Source organism: Okeania sp. SIO2B3 (genome assembly GCF_010672525.1).
Taxonomy (GTDB): Bacteria; Cyanobacteriota; Cyanobacteriia; order Cyanobacteriales; family Microcoleaceae; genus Okeania.
This window is the reverse complement of sequence record NZ_JAAHGH010000031.1, coordinates 37177-54842: the sequence shown is the minus strand read 5'-3', so window position 1 is coordinate 54842 and position 17666 is coordinate 37177. Positions and strand designations below refer to the sequence as shown.

The 17666-nt window shown below is 39.6% G+C and carries 8 protein-coding genes; 5 read left to right on the top strand and 3 right to left on the bottom strand.

Annotated features, from left to right (window positions below; genetic code table 11):
* Window positions 1–126: 126 nt before the first annotated feature.
* Both F6K15_RS20175 and ntcA read right to left on the bottom strand, forming a co-directional pair.
* Entirely contained in the window at window positions 127–759 is a 633-nt protein-coding gene (locus F6K15_RS20175; protein WP_293063618.1) for a DUF3084 domain-containing protein, read from the bottom strand.
* 251 nt (window positions 760–1010) lie between these two features.
* Window positions 1011–1682 carry a global nitrogen regulator NtcA gene (ntcA, locus tag F6K15_RS20170; RefSeq protein ID WP_293063616.1) on the bottom strand — a complete coding sequence of 224 codons (672 nt, stop codon included), beginning with the start codon at window positions 1680–1682 and terminating at the stop codon, window positions 1011–1013.
* A 310-nt stretch (window positions 1683–1992) separates the two neighbouring features.
* Between ntcA and fabI the strand changes: the two genes are divergently transcribed.
* The 5 genes from fabI (at window position 1993) to F6K15_RS20145 (ending at window position 9721) form a co-directional block, all read left to right on the top strand.
* The gene (fabI, locus tag F6K15_RS20165; RefSeq protein ID WP_293063614.1) at window positions 1993–2769 is read left to right on the top strand and encodes an enoyl-ACP reductase FabI; all 777 of its coding nucleotides are present in this window, start codon (window positions 1993–1995) and stop codon (window positions 2767–2769) included.
* 619 nt (window positions 2770–3388) lie between these two features.
* Complete coding sequence (hisB, locus tag F6K15_RS20160; protein WP_293063612.1) at window positions 3389–4030, top strand: imidazoleglycerol-phosphate dehydratase HisB; 642 nt, start codon at window positions 3389–3391, stop codon at window positions 4028–4030.
* Between the two features lie 720 nt (window positions 4031–4750).
* Complete coding sequence (locus F6K15_RS20155; protein ID WP_293063610.1) at window positions 4751–6310, top strand: NACHT domain protein; 1560 nt, start codon at window positions 4751–4753, stop codon at window positions 6308–6310.
* A 124-nt stretch (window positions 6311–6434) separates the two neighbouring features.
* Window positions 6435–8510: a hypothetical protein gene (locus F6K15_RS20150; protein WP_293063608.1), complete on the top strand. Its 2076-nt coding sequence runs from the start codon at window positions 6435–6437 to the stop codon at window positions 8508–8510.
* Window positions 8507–9721 carry an AAA family ATPase gene (locus F6K15_RS20145; RefSeq protein WP_293063606.1) on the top strand — a complete coding sequence of 405 codons (1215 nt, stop codon included), beginning with the start codon at window positions 8507–8509 and terminating at the stop codon, window positions 9719–9721. The genes F6K15_RS20150 and F6K15_RS20145 overlap by 4 nt, the downstream gene beginning before the upstream one ends.
* Before the next feature lie 147 nt (window positions 9722–9868).
* On the opposite strand, the gene F6K15_RS20140 is transcribed toward F6K15_RS20145, so the two are convergent.
* Entirely contained in the window at window positions 9869–17659 is a 7791-nt protein-coding gene (locus F6K15_RS20140; protein ID WP_293063604.1) for a type I polyketide synthase, read from the bottom strand.
* Window positions 17660–17666: the final 7 nt, after the last annotated feature.

Genomic DNA, 17666 nt, shown 5'->3' with positions numbered 1-17666 from the left:
GGGAGTAGATATAAAGGTAAGGTATAGCAGTCGAAGGAAAGGTTAGGACAGTTCAAAAGTTTAACACTCAGACAAAGTAATACTTTTCCTTCTTCCTTCTTCCTTCTGCTATAAAATGCTATATTTTTAATCTTTTAATATTTTTTGACGCTCTATTTGCAATTGTTCAATTTCTTGTCTCAGGGTTTCTTTTTGTTGTATTATACTATTCAATTGATTTTGAGTTAAATTAAGTTCGGCTTCAGTTCTAGCTTTTGCTTTTTGAACTTGCTTTAGTTCTTCTTGAGTACGGGTTTTTACTACTTGAACTTGATTTAATTGCTCTTTGGTTATTTGTAGTTGGAATTCTGTTTCTGATTTTTGGACTAAAGCTTTATCCAAAGACTGATTAACTTGATTCAATTGCTTTAGAGCTAATTCTAAATCAGCTCTTGCTTTTTGTAATTCATTTTTGATTCGAGTTGTTTCAAATTCAGCTTTTGTCACTTCCTTGCGAGTTTCATTAAGTTTGGTTTGGATTTCATCTATTCTGAAAACACCCTTTCTTAATGGTTTGCTCGTTGCAAATAGGATAGTTAAAGTTAAAGCTGAAAGAATACTGCCAGTGACCATGGTCACCAATGCGGCAGTATCGCGGGGCCTAAGATTAAAAAGTCGTAGTCTTGCTTTACCTACTTTTGTACCTAGGCGATCGCTAATAGTAGCGATGACACCGCCTAAAACCAGAATTGCTAATACTAAGATAATACCGGCGGTCATTAATGGCTGCTGGTAGTAGTTTGATTTTGAGGTTGCCTTTAGTTTATTGTCTCAGGCTATATGCCTAATATTAAAAATTATAGACAGTAATTATTTATTTGGCTAATAAATATCATATTTTCTGGTTTTTATAAGGCAATCTTTGTGACTTAATTAATACTTTAAGAGAAAATAATGTTATTTTCTCAGATTGCCATTATAAAACTATTGGAGTTTACCTCAAAAGTTATTTCATTATTTGTGTCTGTAAATCAGGTAAATTGTTGACTTAAAGCCACTGGGTTATGTACTGTAATTTTCTTCTTGTGAATAGATATCATTCCATCTTGCCGCAGGTCTCCGAGCAGACGAGTAACTGTCACCCTTGTTGACCCAATTGCTTCTGCAATTGCTTGGTGAGACAATTTCAGGTCTATAGTAATCCCATCCTTGCTAGGAACTCCAAAATCTCGACAAAGAATTAACAAAAAGCTAACCAGTCTAGACCCCATATCCCGGTGTGCCAAGGTTTCAATCATCATCTCTGTCTGTAAGATTCGAGATGAAAGTCCACGCAATAAAACAACTGACAAATCTGGATCTTCTCTGAGAGCTTTCTCCACCTGGTCAATTGGCACAGATATTAATTCTACAGCGGTAAAAGCTACTGCATGGTAAAAACGGTCAGACTTATGGCCTGTAATTAGAGACAATACTCCAAATACACTATTTTCCCGAAGTAAGGCCACTGTGATTTCATCTCCTGCTTCATACACCCTCGATAGCTTCACTGCGCCTTTAATGAGAACGTAGACGCGCTCTGCAGGGTCTCCTGGAAAAAATATTGTCTTGCCCCGTTCAAAAGTTTCTACAACTGGTGGATATGACCCACCAGATATATTACGGAAAACTGCTGCTAGCGGTCTATCATGCGTCACGACCAATTTCCTTACTCTCTAATAACTAACTAAACGTCTCTTAAACCTTAATAGCTCAGTTTCTGAAATATACTATTAAGTTTCTACATATTGCTATATATCTGTTAATACTTACTTTACCTTTATATTCGTATAGATTAGGGCAGTGAAACTGAGAAATTTAATTTCTAAATTATGGCCATAGGTGCTAATATTATCTATAAATTTGCCTAATGTCAAAGATGCTATGTATTATAGCGTCATAGTATGAAATTAAATTTTAGACTTTTTATTTGATTGAAAATTTTACTATAGTTTCTCTATAAATCAAGGTATTATGTTAGATTTAACAGGAAAAAATGCTCTAGTAACAGGTATTGCGAATAATCGTTCTATTGCGTGGGGAATTGCTCAACAACTCCACAAAGCTGGAGCAAATTTGGGGGTTACTTTTTTGCCGGACGATAAGGGTAGATTTGAAAAGAAGGTTTGGGAATTGGTAGAACCTTTGAGTCCTTCTTTATATTTACCTTGTAATGTTCAGGACGACGAACAGGTGAAGGCTACTTTTGCCCAAGCAGGGGAAAAGTGGGGTAAGTTGGATATTTTGATTCATTGTTTGGCCTTTGCAGGTAAGGATGAATTGTCTGGGGATTTTAGTAATACTACTCGTGAAGGTTTTACTCGTGCTTTGGAGATTAGTTCTTATTCTCTGATTGATTTGAGTTCTGAGGCGAAGGAACTGATGACCGAGGGAGGAAGTATTGTCACTCTGACTTATTTGGGGGGCGTGCGGGTAGTTCCTAATTATAATGTGATGGGTATTGCTAAGTCTGCTTTGGAAATGAATGTTCGTTATTTGGCAGCGGAACTTGGCCAGAAAAATATTCGGGTCAATGCTATTTCTGCTGGTCCAATTAAAACTTTGGCTTCTTCGGCAGTGGGTGGTATTAAGGATATGATTCATCATGTGGAACAAATAGCTCCATTGCGTCGGACTGTTACTCAAATTGAAGTTGGTAATACTGCTGCTTTTCTATGTAGCGATCTGGCGAGTGGCATTACTGGTCAGGTTATCTATGTGGATGCTGGTTATGAAATTATGGGAATGTAGATATTGAACTCAGAACTCAGAACTCAGAAGTGAAGAAAGTATAAATTTCATTAATGGATAATTGATAATGGATAATTGATAATTACCTCTCCCTAAAAGGGAGAGGATTGACGCTTAAGGAAAAGATTTATTTTTTTCCCCTTTATTGGGGAGGCTTCAAGGCGCGAATTATCTAATTATTTAATTGTTTAATTATTAATTATTTCGGTAAGTCAAAAGTCAGAAGTCAGAAGTGAAGAAAGTAAGTAGATAGTAGTAGAGTTTCCTAAATGACTTACAGCAGATTCGATTAAAAAAAGTACAGATAGCAACTGAGTGTCTACAGTGCGTACATCTTGCCCGCTATGGACGCACCTCACGCCTGATGGAATTTGCTGTAAGTTAAAGTTGGGTTTGGTAAGTTGAGGTTAGAATTTGATATTTTGGTAGTCCTGCTTGTGTAATAGTATACAGGAAAAAGGAATATCTGGCACGGGAGCAAGATACTCCCACTGTTCTGGTAACAAAAATAATGACAATGCACGACCATTACAATGCACCATCACCGATATTTTTCATCATTCTCAACCTACCTTCCTTTTAAAAATCAAAATTCAAAATAAAAATCTATATTTATATTATGCAAATAAGCGATCGCCTTTCTCAATCTACTCCGATAAAATTGGATTTACCTGCTAGAGTGGCTTCGGTAAAACGAACTACTGGAGAAACTGATGTAACTGTTAATCTTAATCTTGATGGTGTGGGCAATTGTAAGGCTAATACTGGGATTCCTTTTCTGGACCATATGTTGCATCAAATTTCTTCTCATGGACTAATTGATTTGGATGTCCATGCTGTGGGGGATATTGAAATTGATGACCATCATACTAATGAGGATGTGGGGATTACTTTGGGCCAGGCTTTAAAACAGGCGTTGGGCGATCGCAAGGGTATTGTCCGTTTTGGTCATTTTCTGGCTCCTTTGGATGAGGCATTGGTTCAGGTGGCCTTGGATTTTTCTGGTCGTCCACATTTGAGTTATGGTTTGGAAATGCCTACTCAACGGGTTGGTACTTATGATACTCAGTTGGTGCGGGAATTTTTTGTGGCTGTGGCTAATAATAGTTTGATGACTTTGCATATTCGCCAGTTGGCTGGAATTAATTCTCATCATATTATTGAGGCAGGGTTTAAAGCTTTTGCTCGTTCTCTACGGATGGCTACGGAAATTGACCCCAGGCGAGTTGGGGAAATTCCTAGTTCTAAGGGAGTTTTGTAAGAAAGGAGTCAGGAGTCAGGAGTCAGGAGTCAGGAGTCGGGAGTCGGGAGTCGAGAGAATCATAAAACCGTTGTAGTGTGGGCATCTTGCCCACGAAGTTAGGGGTCAGGAGTTAGGGGTCAGGAGTTAGGGGTTAGGAGTTAGGAGTCAGTTAGTTAGAAGTCAGTTAGTTAGGGCGAATGCCATTCGCCCCTACAAGTCTGGGTGGAGTTGTTAATATTAATGAATTTAAAAAGGAGTACCATTCTAAAATGTTAGATAATATCTTGTTTTAATTTAGGAAGGTATATCAAATGAAATTTAATAGAAAAAGACGATATAGATAATTTACTCATCTTAAAAGATGATTTAAGCTATTAGCCAAGGATTTCAATTCTTGGTGAGCCAGAGGAAAAAGCTACGAATAGATTAATTACTCTATATGTTCTGAAAAGTTTTTTGATACTGAATTTTGCCCCCTAGCCCCCCAACTTTGGGGGGAACAAGAATTAATTTGCTTCTAAAAGTCCCCCAATTTTGGGGGATGCGCGGGGGCTTGGATGTAGCAAATGGGACTTCTCAGACAACCTCTAACTACAATCGATAAAGTTACTGCTCTGATTAATTTCCTTTCGGAAGAGAAACGGGTGGAACTCTTAAACTTTGCTCTAGGTCTAATTGAAAAATTCTAGAAAAAACTTTCTGCGTTCGATTTGCTATTCCTAACTTGAGGTTTAATTTATGTTAGATAATATTGTTAAAACGATTATTAATACTGCTAAATCTGCTGTTCCTCAAGCGATCGATGCAGCTCAACGAAATGAACTTGTTGTTAATACTTTAAAAAAATTAAAGCTTGACCCCACACAACCTCCGAAAGATGTTGATGGGGTTTATGTTTATGCTTTGGTGGAATATGGTGTGGATAAAAATGAGCCTATTTTGAAGCTTTTTCGGGAAAAGGAAATAAAAAATGCTTTTTGGAGTGCCTATACTTCTAATAATCCAATGGGTTTTTATAATAAAGTTGAGGAATTTCTAGACTGGAATATTTTAGGGGATGAAATACGAGAATTGGGGGTTGATGTTCGGTCAGAATTAGAAGAGTTTGGTCGAAAATTTATTGATGTGGCGAAGCGGACTAAATCTCCAGAATTTCGCCCTTATCCAGATTGGAATTTTGACGAATATCCGGCAGAATTTAAGTCTTTAATTATGGAAAAAATTAAGGGTTTTTGTGGTCGGGAATTTGTGTTTAAGGAATTTGGGAATTTTATCAATAAAAATTCTAATGGTTATTTTACTGTGGTTGGGGATGCGGGGATGGGGAAAAGTGCTATTGCTGCTAAATATGTTTATGACCATAAGTCTCCCTGTCATTTTAATATTCGTGCTGATGGTCGCAATAAACCTGAACTTTTTCTAGAGAGTATCCGCAAACAATTAATTAGACGCTACGAGTTGCAAAATACGGATAAGGTGAATTTGTCTGCTTTGCTGCAAAACGTTAGTGAAAATCTTGGGGGGCAAAAGTTGGTTATTGTGGTTGATGCTTTGGATGAGGTGGAGCAAAGTGGAGGCGGTAATATTCTCGATTTTCCGACGACGCTGCCTGATGGGGTTTATTTTTTCTTGACTAGGCGACCTTATGAACGTGATAACAAACGTTTGAGTGTTTCTCCAGGGGTGGGGATGACAGAATTAGATTTGAGGGGGAGTGAATATCGGGGTTTGAGTCGGGATGATGTGAAAGAATATATCGGTTTTATGTTGAATGCAGATCCAGACTATGGGGTTAAGTTGCAAAAGTGGGTGGAAGAGCAGAAGATTAAAAAGGAAGATTTTATTGAGCAGGTGGCAGACAAGAGTGAAAATAATTTCATGTATCTGCGTTATGTGTTACCGGATATTGCTAAAGATATTTATCGAGATTTGAGTTTGAGGGAATTGCCTGATGGTCTGCAAGATTATTATCAAGACCATTGGAAGCGGATGGGAATGGAGGATAGACCCCAGAAGGATAAGGTTATTGTTTTGTTTATTTTGGTGGAAAGTCGGACGTTGCCTAGTCTGGAAGTGATTGCTGAGTGGGCCCGACAGGATGAGTCTGATGTGGAAGATGTTCTGAAGGAGTGGGTGGAATTTTTGAGTAAGCAGGAAGTTGAGGGGGAGGTTTGCTACAGCATCTATCATGCTAGTTTTCTTGATTTTCTCAAGGGGAAAAGGAAGTTGGATAGTGCTCGCAAGTTGTTTGAGGAAGTGAATGCACGGATGGCTGATGATTTGTATTCGGATGTTTAGAGGTTGTTCTGGAAGTGCTACATGGAACTGAATTATACGCCATCTGTAGGGGCGAATGGCATTCGCCCTAACTAGATATAGTGCTTCTGTATAAGTCTTGAGTTTCTTAGAAAGGAGTAATATTATGGGGAAATTTGCTGAAAAATTAGCTTCTGCAACGCCTGCGCGTCAACGTGCGATGTTGGGTAATATTCATACTCTGGTGGAGTCAAAGCAATTAGAGAAGTATTGCAAACTCCTGACTAATTTTGATTTCCTGGCAGCAAAAATTAAGCATCCTGACTTTGGCGTGCAGGGGTTAATTGAAGATTACGATCTGGTTAAGGATAACAATGAGAAAGTTAAAACTTTGAAATTAATTCAAGGAGCGTTGCGACTGTCTGCTCATGTTTTGGCAAGGAATGAGAAACAACTGGCGGGTCAGCTATTGGGGCGGATGCAGCATTTAGCAGGGCTAGAAATTCAGGAGTTACTGTTAGAAACAAAACAGAACAAACAAAATATTTGGTTGCGACCTTTGAAAACAAGCTTAACGCCTCCCGGTGGTCCGTTAATTCGTACTCTCCAAATTCATATTGGCTATGTAAATGCTGTACCAGTAACCCCCGATGGCAAGCAACTGATTTGTTCAGAGGACAATACTATCAAAGTCTGGAGCTTGGAAACCGGGGCAGAAATTCATTCCCTTACTGGTCATAGCAACTGGGTAATGGCTGTAGCAGAAACCCCCGATGGCAAACAAGTTATTTTCCGTTCAAGAGACAATACGATCAAAGTCTGGAGCTTGGAAACCGGGGCAGAAATTCATTCCCTTACTGGTCATAGCGACGAGGTAAATGCTGTAGTAGTAACCCCCGATGGCAAGCAAGTTATTTCCGGTTCAAGAGACAATACGATCAAAGTCTGGAGCCTGGAAACCAGGGCAGAAATTCATTCCCTTACTGGTCATGGCGACTCGGTAAATTCTGTAGTAGTAACCCCCGATGGCAAGCAAGTTATTTCCGGTTCAAGAGACAATACGATCAAAGTCTGGAGCCTGGAAACCGGGGCAGAAATTCATTCCCTTACTGGTCATGGCGACTCGGTAAATTCTGTAGCAGTTACCCCCGATGGCAAGCAAGTTATTTCCGGTTCAAGAGACAATACGATCAAAGTCTGGAGCCTGGAAACCGGGGCAGAAATTCATTCCCTTACTGGTCATCACAATGTGGTAATAGCTGTAGCAGTTACCCCTGATAGCAAGCAAGTTATTTCCGGTTCACATGACAATACGATCAAAGTCTGGACCCTGGAAACCGGGGCAAAAATTCATACCATTTCTGGTCATAGCGACCAGGTAAATGCTGTAGTAGTAACCCCCGATGGCAAGCAAGTTATTTCCGGTTCAGATGACGGTACTATCAAAGTCTGGAGCCTCGAAAGCCTGGAAACCGGGGCAGAAATTCATACCATTTCTGGTCATAGCGACTCGGTAAATTCTGTAGCAGTTACCCCCGATGGCAAACAAGTTATTTCCATTTCAGATGGCAATACTATCAAAGTCTGGAGTCTCGAAACTGGGGCAGAAATTCATACCCTTTCTGGTCATAGCGACTGGGTAATGGCTGTAGCAGTAACCCCTGATGGCAAGCAAGTTATTTCCATTTCAGATGACAATACTATCAAAGTCTGGAGTCTCGAAACTGGGGCAGAAATTCATACCCTTTCTGGTCATAGCGACTGGGTAATGGCTGTAGCAGTAACCCCTGATGGCAAGCAAGTTATTTCCGGTTTATATGATGACGATACTATCAAAGTCTGGAGTCTCGAAACTGGGGCAGAAATTCATACCCTTACAGGTCATGGCGAATTGGTAAGAACTGTAGCAGTAACCCCCGATGGCAAGCAAGTTATTTCCGTTTCACATGACAATACTATCAAAGTCTGGAGCCTAGAAACTGGGGCAGAAATTCATACCCTTTATAGCGAATGGGTAATGGCTGTAGCAGTAACCCCCGATGGCAAGCAAGTTATTTCCGGTTCAGAAGACAATACGATCAAAGTCTGGAGCCTGGAAACTGGGGCAGAAATTGCCAGCTTTACTGGGGAAAGTCCTATAAAATGCTGTGCTGTTGCCCCAGATGGAATAACTATTGTGGCAGGAGAGACTTTAGGAAGATTACATTTCCTCCGCCTCGAAGGAATGGAGACACAACCATGAACAACCAACCTCAACTTCCAACTCCACCCTCCCCCTACCCAAAAATATTCCAAAAATTCATTCGACAAAAAACCGAGAATTATCTCGATCGCCCCCTCATCTCCACCACCATCAACAACTTCCTCCAAAACCACAACAACGGTTACTTCACCCTCATCGGTTCCCCCGGTAGCGGTAAAAGTGCCATCCTCGCCAACTACACCATCGAAAACCCCCAAACTGTTTATTACACTGCCGAACTTGAGGGCAAAAACCGCGCTGACGAATTTCTAATTACCATTTGCACCCAACTCATCCAAAAAATAGACGACCAAAACCCCACCCTTCCCGATAACGTTACGGAAGGCAGTTGGTATCTATCCCTATTACTCCAGAAAATTAGCGACAACCTCACAGCAGAGGAAAAATTGATCGTAGTAGTGGATGGATGCGACAACCTCGATCGCCAAAGTCAACCACGAGACTCCAATATATTCTACTTGCCCAGATATTTGCCGAAACAAGTCTATTTCCTCCTCGCGCGCAGACCATTTCTGAGAGCAAAGTCTGGTTTATTAATTGAAACTCCTGCGGAAACACTGAATTTAGAAGAATATCCAGAACAAAACCGGGAAGATGCACGAGCTTATGTTGAGCATTATTTGGCAATTCCGGGAGTGGGAGCAAATATTAAATCTTGGGTTGCTGAAAATTATCTGAGTGAAGCGGAATTTTGTCGAGAGTTGGTGGTTGAGAGTGGGAATAATTTTATGTATTTGAGTCGGGTTTTGGGTGTTATCCCCCCTAACCCCCCTTTGGAAGGGGGGGACCGGAATTCTAACCTCCTTTTGGAAGGGGGGGAGACGACTGTAGGGGCGAATGGCATTCGCCCTTATGGCATTCGCCCTTGGGAGGTTCCATGGAACGTCCTTACGGCAGGTTTAGAGGAATATTATCAGGGTTTGTGGGAAAAGATGGGAGGTGAGGGTTTGTCAGAAATTGAGTTAGGAGTGCTGAAAGTGTTAGTGGAGGAAGAAGAAGCAGTTTGTGTGGAGGCGATAGAGCGATCGCTATGTTCTGGCAATGCTCAATTCATAGATGTGGATGAATATGATATAGAAGAGGTGATGGAAAGTTGGGTGGAATTTTTACATCAGCAAGAAATTGGGGGAGAAATGTGTTATAGTTTGTATCATTGGAGTTTCCGTAACTTTTTGCGGCTTAGGGTTTAGTATTCTCTACGATAAAAGTCTTTTAGTAGGGGTAGGAGACAACCCACCCCTAACCCCTCCCAGGAGGGGGAGACAACCCACCCCTAACCCCTCCCAGGAGGGGGAGACAACCCACTCCTGACTCCTCAGTATTGCTGGCCACTACAGCTATAATGCTCCTTTGACTCGCTCAGTTTGTCTGACATTAGTTTGAGAATTTTGCTGATTATTGTTATGAAAAAAACCGCCCTGACGCATTTCTGATACACTTTCTTTGACAGCAGAAATAATATAATCAATATCCTCATCTGTATGAGCTGTAGAAATAAAACAAGCTGGTCCGTTTCTTCCTTCCCACATATAAACACCCTTTTCTATTAGTTTATAGAATAGTATGTCTAATTCTATTGGTTGAGATAGATAGCTATAATTACTTAATGGTACAAACCTAAATACTGAGCCAAAATTTATCATTTTTATTGGTAAATACTCTTGTTCAAAATAAGTATTTAGTCTTGTTATAAACTTTGAGGTACGTTGATTTAGATTTTCTTGTAATACTTTTCCTTGACTTTTCAAATGTTGCAGTACTGCTCGTGCTGCTGCCATGGTTAAAGGATTTTTATTGAAAGTTCCAGCGAAAAATGTCTGTAGTGCTTCTGGATAGGTGTCATCTCCATAATTCCACAAACCTCCATCTATACCATTCATATAATTTGCTTTACCAGCAATTACCCCAATAGGTGTACCACCACCTACGCATTTACCATAGGTAGCAATGTCTGCTTCAACACCAAACCACGCCTGAGATCCTCCCTGATGAATACGAAAACCAGTGACTATTTCATCAAAAATTAGCGGAATACCAGCTTTTTTCGTAAATTGTCTCACTTGTTGCAAAAATTCTTTTGGTTGTAAATCTAGTCGCCGACTTTGAACGGGTTCAACCAGAACAGCAGCTAATTCATCGCTATGAGTTTTGAGAATGTCTAGGGATTCGTTTGTACCATAAGTTAGAACTATTACATCATCAACCATACGTTGCAATATCCCAGGTAGTACTGGCATTGATGCTATCTCTTTTTCGTTGCTTGTTGCCATAGCTAAAACTCCATCAAATTGACCGTGATAAGAATCATTAAAGATCACAATTTTGTCACGACCTGTAGCTAGTCTGGCTAAACGTAATGCAGTCATAACTGCTTCTGTACCAGAATTACAGAAGGCAACTCGTTCCATACCTGTTAGTTCGTGAATTAACTGCGCTACTTCTCCAGCAAGTTTAGCTTGTGGACCAATTTGCATTCCTTGTTTGATTTGATTTTGCAGAGCTTCAGTAATAAATGGTGGTTGATGACCCAGAAGATGTACGCCAAACCCCATAGAAATATCTATATATTCGTTACCGTCAATATCCCATATTCGAGAACCACTGGAAGATTCTCCAATAATAGGATATTTGATTTCTTTGAGTTCAATGCGAAATCCTACTGCTGGTCTTTTATCCGCTAGCACTGGACGACAAGTTATAGCTGTTTGCTTAGATTTTTGAGTTTTTTTGGTGTAGGTAGTAATAAATTTCTCTAGATAACTCTGTTGCTGTTGATTCAGTGCTATTTTATTGGCAGTTCTAGTCTGAGAACGAACTTTTTTTTCTCCCATTGCTTCTGCTTGAGCAATAATCACTGCTTCTTGAGATAAAGCTGTAGATGTTCCCTCAATTTGAGGAACAATGACAACTTGAGTAAAACCATTTTCACTTAGGAATTGCTTCCACTTGGATTTACTTAGTAAGGGATAATTAGGACGTAAGTCTCGATCGCTGAATTTCTGCCATCCTTCTAATAACCCAAAGATTAAATCTAAGAACCTCTGGGGAGTTGTCTTTTCCCACAACACTAATATTCCTCCTGGTGCTAACAGTTGTCGCACGTGGGATAAGGTCTCGCTCATGGAAGTGGTAGCGTGAAGCACATTGGCAGCAATAATTATATCATAGGACTGAGACTCAAACCCTTGATTTTTTGGATTTTTCTCAATGTCTAGAGTTTGATAAGAGATATAAGGGTAATCTGGGAATTTCTCTCTAGCTCTGGCATTGAAAAAACCTCCTATATCTGTGAATACATATTTGGTTTGACTGGGATTGAGATGAGGCAGAATATGACTTGTAGTCCCTCCAGTACCTGCTCCTATTTCCAAAAATCTTACTCCACGATCTGATGGTAATTTCTCTATAGCTATAGCGATCGCTTTTTGTGCAATATTGTTCATTACCTGAGATGGAGGAGATTCTTGATAGAATTGAGTTGCAGTAGTTAAGTCTCCATCTGGGAAAATTAGTTCTAATGGATTTAATTTTCCTTGCAGTACACTACTTAATTGTGAAGCACAGCGATGAAGTAGGGTAAGTTCAGCGTGAGCATTGGGATATTGGTTCAATAACTTTTGACTTTTTTCTTTGGGATTATTTCCCTCTAAAGTTTTCATTACTTGCCATTGCTGCTGGTTTAACTGTAAGATTCCTACTTCTGCTAGTATTTCTAGGAGACGTTTGAACAACCGCTGATGATTGCTGACTATACCTAATTTTTGGAATGCTGATTCTGTAGAAAAGCTTTCTCCTAGTTGGTAAGACCAACCCATTTCTTGTAGTCCCTGCACTATGTAATCTACACTCAAATTTTCTAGCTCAGTTGGCATTTCCCGATAACTGTCTAAATCTGACTGAGCAATTAATTCTGGCAGAATTGAGTTGAGTCGCTGCTCAATTTCTACTGGAGTTCGTAAATAATCTCTGGGTGATAATTTATCAAAACTAACGGTTGAAATTTCTTGTTGGAGTTTAGGAGATGTTGGAGTAGATTTTGATTTTGGTTTGACTGGAGGAGCAGAATATTCTCTTTTGTTCTGATTGAGTTTTGGTTGTGGAATTTCGTGAAGAGAATCATCTAAGACAGGTTGCTCATTGTTCGATACATAAATCTGCTTCTGTTGTAAAACTTCTAACTGCTGAGACATAACCTGGAGTTGCTGCTCCATAATTCTTTCGATAACAGTTGGTACTCCCGATATCTCCGATTTGACAGGTGTCAATTTTAGATTAGATGAGGGAAGTTGTTGTAACACAACAACTTCTTCTGATTTCGGTTGTAGCGATCGCTGCTCAGGAGTCTCTTTTTCCTCTGACTCAGGCGGTAAATTTTTATCTATGTACTCTGCTAAATTAGCAACTGTTGTTAATTCTTCAAAAAATTCGCGAATAGTAATATTAATTCCATAGTTTTTTTCTATCTTCTTTCCTAATGCTATGAAAGTTAAGGAATCTGCTCCCAACGCCAACAGTTGATTATGAATATCTATTTGTGATGATTCCTCAAAACCTAACTCCTTGGCGATAATTTCACAAATTTCTGCTATGATTTTCTCTTGGCGTTTGTGTGTTTCTATTGGTGTTTTCATTTCCATAAATTTATCTTGAATAGGTAAGGTATTTTGTTCTAAATTTGTTCCTTTGTCTTCACTCCAATAATTGCTCGTTTGAATATCCAACCAATACCGTTTTCCCTGGAATGGATAAGTCGGTAACACTACTTTCTGGTGAGGATAATCTTTGTAAAATTCTAACCAATTTATCTTCATCCCTTTGACATACAACTGCCCCAAACTCTCCAACATCTGCTGCCAATCTCCTTTTTGCGGACGCAAAGAAGGCAACCATAAACCTACATCCCCAGGCAAACATTGCCTTCCCATCCCCAATAATATTGGTTTCGGTCCGATTTCTAGAAATAACTCATACCCCTGTTGGTGTAATGTTTTCATGCTTTTGACAAACATCACTGGTTGTCGAACATGATTTACCCAATATTCAGCTTGAGTTATCTCCTCTGTTACTTGTTCTCCAGTGACATTAGATATTAGTGGTATCTGAGGCAAACTATAGCTAATTTCTTTCGCTACTTCCTCAAATTCAGACAACATAGGTTCCATCAACGGCGAATGGAAAGCATGAGAAACCTGTAAACGCTTAGTCTTGATTCCCATACTGTCTAGCTTACTACAAATAGTAGCGATCGCTCGACTCTCACCAGAAATTACCACACTTTCTGGTCCATTAATAGCAGCTTTTGTTACTTGGGAACTATAATTCCCTATAACCTCTGTTACCTGAGACTCTGATGCCATCACAGAAACCATTTCTCCACCACTGGGCAACTGCTGCATCAACTGTCCGCGGGTAGCAATTAATTTCAAACCATCTTCCAAGCTGAAAACTCCTGCAACGCAAGCTGCCACATATTCGCCCACGCTGTGACCCATCACTACATTAGGTTTAATCCCCCAAGATTCCCATAATTTAGCTAGACCATACTCAATAGCAAACAAAGCAGGTTGAGTATAAGCGGTCTGGTCTAGCAAAGAAGAACTTAAGTTTTGTACATCTTGAGGATACAGAATTTCTAGGAGCGGATGTTCTAGATACTGACTTAGGATTTGGTCACATTTATCTAAAGCTTGACGAAAAGTAGGCTGAGTTTGATAAAGTTCCCTTCCCATGTTGATATACTGGGAACCTTGACCTGTGAATAAAAATCCTACTTGTATAGAACTACTGCTATTGGATAGTTTTCCTGAAAACACCCCCACCAGTTCTTCCCCTACTTTTTGTTGCTGTAGTTTTTCCCTTAACTGTTGTTGGTTTGAAGCAATAACAGCGAGTCGATGGTTAAAGTGAGCGCGTCCAGTGTTAGCTGTATAACATACATCTGCCAATTCTAATTCGGGATTAATTTCCAGATAATTTTGATAACAACTAACTAACTCATCCAGAGCTTTTTCAGTTTTTGCTGACAAAGTTAACAAATAAGCTTTTCTCTCTTGCTTTTGACTCTTAACCTGAGTTGGTACTTCCTCCACAATAACGTGAGCATTTGTTCCACTAAAACCAAAAGAACTTACTGCTGCCAGACAACTCTCATCTCCATCATATTTTTCCCACACTTTCCCCTCAGTGGGGACCGCTCCAGGAATATCTGCCAAACTAATATAAGGATTCAATTCTTGCAAATGTAAATGAGGGGGAATATATTTATTTTGCAGTGACAACACTACCTTAATTAACCCGGCAATACCTGCTGCTGCTTCAGCATGACCAATAATTGTTTTCACCGAACCAATTGTTAAAGGTCGATCCATGCCACGATTCTTTCCATACACTGCTTCCACAGCTTTAATTTCCACTGGGTCTCCCAAGGATGTACCAGTACCATGAGCTTCTAGATAAGATACTTGGTTTGCCGAAATTCCTGCGACAGACAAAGCTTTCTGAATCACTGCTTCTTGAGCTGATTGATTTGGTGCCGTTATTCCATTGCTAGCACCATCCTGATTAATTGCCGTGCCTCTGATAACTGCTAAAACCTGGTCTCCATCTGCTATTGCCTGTTGCCAAGATTTGAGGACTACAACTCCACACCCTTCACTCCGCACATAACCATTAGCAGAAGCATCAAAAGTTTTACAGCGTCCATCTGGCGATAACATCCCTGCTTGAGAAAAACTAATACTCAATTCAGGAGACAACAAGAAATTCACCCCTGATGCTAAAGCTAATTCACATTCACCATTGCGTATACTTTGACAAGCTAAATGAACCGCACTCAAGGATGAAGAACAAGCAGTATCTACTGTTATTGATGGTCCGTTCAATTTGAAAAAGTAGGATAATCTTCCGGCACCGATAGCGCTAGAACTACCTGTAGCAAAATGAAGGTTTAAATCTTCATCCTGACGATATTTGTACTGTAGCTGTTCATAATCATGGAAAGCAAGACCCACAAATACTCCTGTTTCTGTTCCCGCTAGAGATTGTGGATTTATTCCCGCATTTTCTAATGCTTTCCAGTTCTCTTCTAATAGAATTCGCTGTTGTGGGTCTATGTATTTAGCTTCACGAGGTGAAATTTGGAAAAATTCGGCATCAAATTTGTCAACATTAGAAATGAAACCCCCATAACGACTGGATATTTTTCCTGGTTGATTTTTATCGGGGTGGTAATATTGTTCAATATCCCAACGACTCGGAGGTACTTCCGTAATTCCATCAATACCATCACGGAGCAATGACCAAAACTTTTGGGGGTTATCAGCACCTCCAGGGAACCGACAAGCTATACCAATAATTGCTATCCCGTTTTCTAATTCACCTATCGGTCTTTTGATTAGCATCTCTTCTTTGCTTGAGAATGAGATAGTGTCTAATGCTGTTTGTTCTGGTAATAACTGAAAATTCTGCTTTTGTGTAACTGGTGTTTCCCCTTTAAAATAACTAGCGATCGCTTCTACTGTTCCATATTTAAAGAAGAAATTTGGCTCTATTTCTACCTCAAGCTTTTTCTCTAATAAATATTTTAATTCTAATAATTCTAAGGATTCAATCCCCATCTCCATCAGCGCTCTACTTGAGTCTAAAGAGAATTTTGGGTTCATCACTTTCCTGACACAATCAGCCACAATTTCATCTATATTTGTTATTAGCTTGACTTTCTCAGGCTGTTTTTTAGCAACTATTACACTATCAAAACGCTGACGGTGTTGAACATCATACTCTACTAAAACCCCATAACCTTGATTTTCTATATCTTGGGGACGATATCCAGGCATAACTTTCTGAATTTTTGCCCCATGAAGCTGATGGAAACGCAAAAGTTGGTCTACCAATAACCCCGATTCACTTTTATGATGGATATATTCTGTGATTGACATTGAGGAATGGTCTTGATAGTTGCGACAAAGAGTCACTGCCACAATTTTTTCCGCATTACCCATCAATGTACAATACTGAAGCATAAATTCTAGCAGGCGATCACCTAATCCCTGACTTTGCATTTCCGGCAAGATATTCACTGCCAAAAGTTGAATAACATCTCCTGATTCAGTATGTAGTGATGGCACTTGTAGATAAGTTTTCCCCTCCAAAAGCTGAATGCTATTAATTCGTTGGGAATAGATTGCACCTATAATTTTATTCTCAACTGCTAAAACAAACTGTCCTTGTGGATACTGTAAAATTCGCCTCTGGATTTCCTCATTGTCAACCCGAATATTTTCTGGCCAACATAATGCCTCTAGTGCAATTAAATCTGGTAAGTCTTCAATTGTGGGATGGCGCAACTGGTAAAACTTGTTCTCAAAACAATTTAAACTAATATTCCTGATTAGAGTTCTCTCTACTAGAGATTTACCGACAGCAGTCAAACCTAAATAATTTTCACCGGACTTACGCACAGATGCTAAATTTGGTGAGGGCGAATGCCATTCGCCCCTACAGATGGGGTTTTCAAGGTTAATTTCCGTAGTTCCTGTTTCATCCTGAATTGACTTTTCCTTCTGTTGTTCAACTATTCTGACATTTGGTTGCGCTAATCCTTTCATCATCAACAGTGCTGACAACTCTTCCCGCACCAGGATATTCAAATTAGGAAATAAAGGAGCTTGTTCCTGGTAAACTAACAAATTATGTTTGTGCAGTGCTAGCATAATTGATATTATTAGCACCCCATCTAGGAAATCTGCCAGAATTCGATCTTTAAGATGCCATTGTTCCTGGGAACGAGCAAGCCAATTTTTGAGAAAACCTGGTTTTTCTTTGCCTAGTAAATATGAATCCAGGGGCAGATTATATAACTCTAGGATGTCTTTGGGAATCGAAAGGTAAGCTTGAGATTTTTCTATAAAGAAGTATTCATTAGCCTCATTTCTCGATAACCAACCTAGAGATTCCATCATTCTTAAAGCTACTTGTAAATTATCTGTATTAGCTCCCAGAACATCAGCTATTTGCTTATGGGTCATTTTTTGACGTTTTAATAATTCAAATAACCCTTTTTGTCTGCAAACTAAAATTACAGGAATAGAAACAAAACCTTGTTCATAACGATCGATTAAGTCTAACATTTTATTT

Coding starts and splice junctions, on each gene's coding strand:
- F6K15_RS20140 (WP_293063604.1), bottom strand. CDS start 17,659: ATGTTAGACTTAATCGATCGTTATGAACAAGGTTTTGTTTCTATTCCT.
- fabI (WP_293063614.1), top strand. CDS start 1,993: ATGTTAGATTTAACAGGAAAAAATGCTCTAGTAACAGGTATTGCGAAT.
- F6K15_RS20155 (WP_293063610.1), top strand. CDS start 4,751: ATGTTAGATAATATTGTTAAAACGATTATTAATACTGCTAAATCTGCT.
- F6K15_RS20145 (WP_293063606.1), top strand. CDS start 8,507: ATGAACAACCAACCTCAACTTCCAACTCCACCCTCCCCCTACCCAAAA.
- F6K15_RS20150 (WP_293063608.1), top strand. CDS start 6,435: ATGGGGAAATTTGCTGAAAAATTAGCTTCTGCAACGCCTGCGCGTCAA.
- hisB (WP_293063612.1), top strand. CDS start 3,389: ATGCAAATAAGCGATCGCCTTTCTCAATCTACTCCGATAAAATTGGAT.
- F6K15_RS20175 (WP_293063618.1), bottom strand. CDS start 759: ATGACCGCCGGTATTATCTTAGTATTAGCAATTCTGGTTTTAGGCGGT.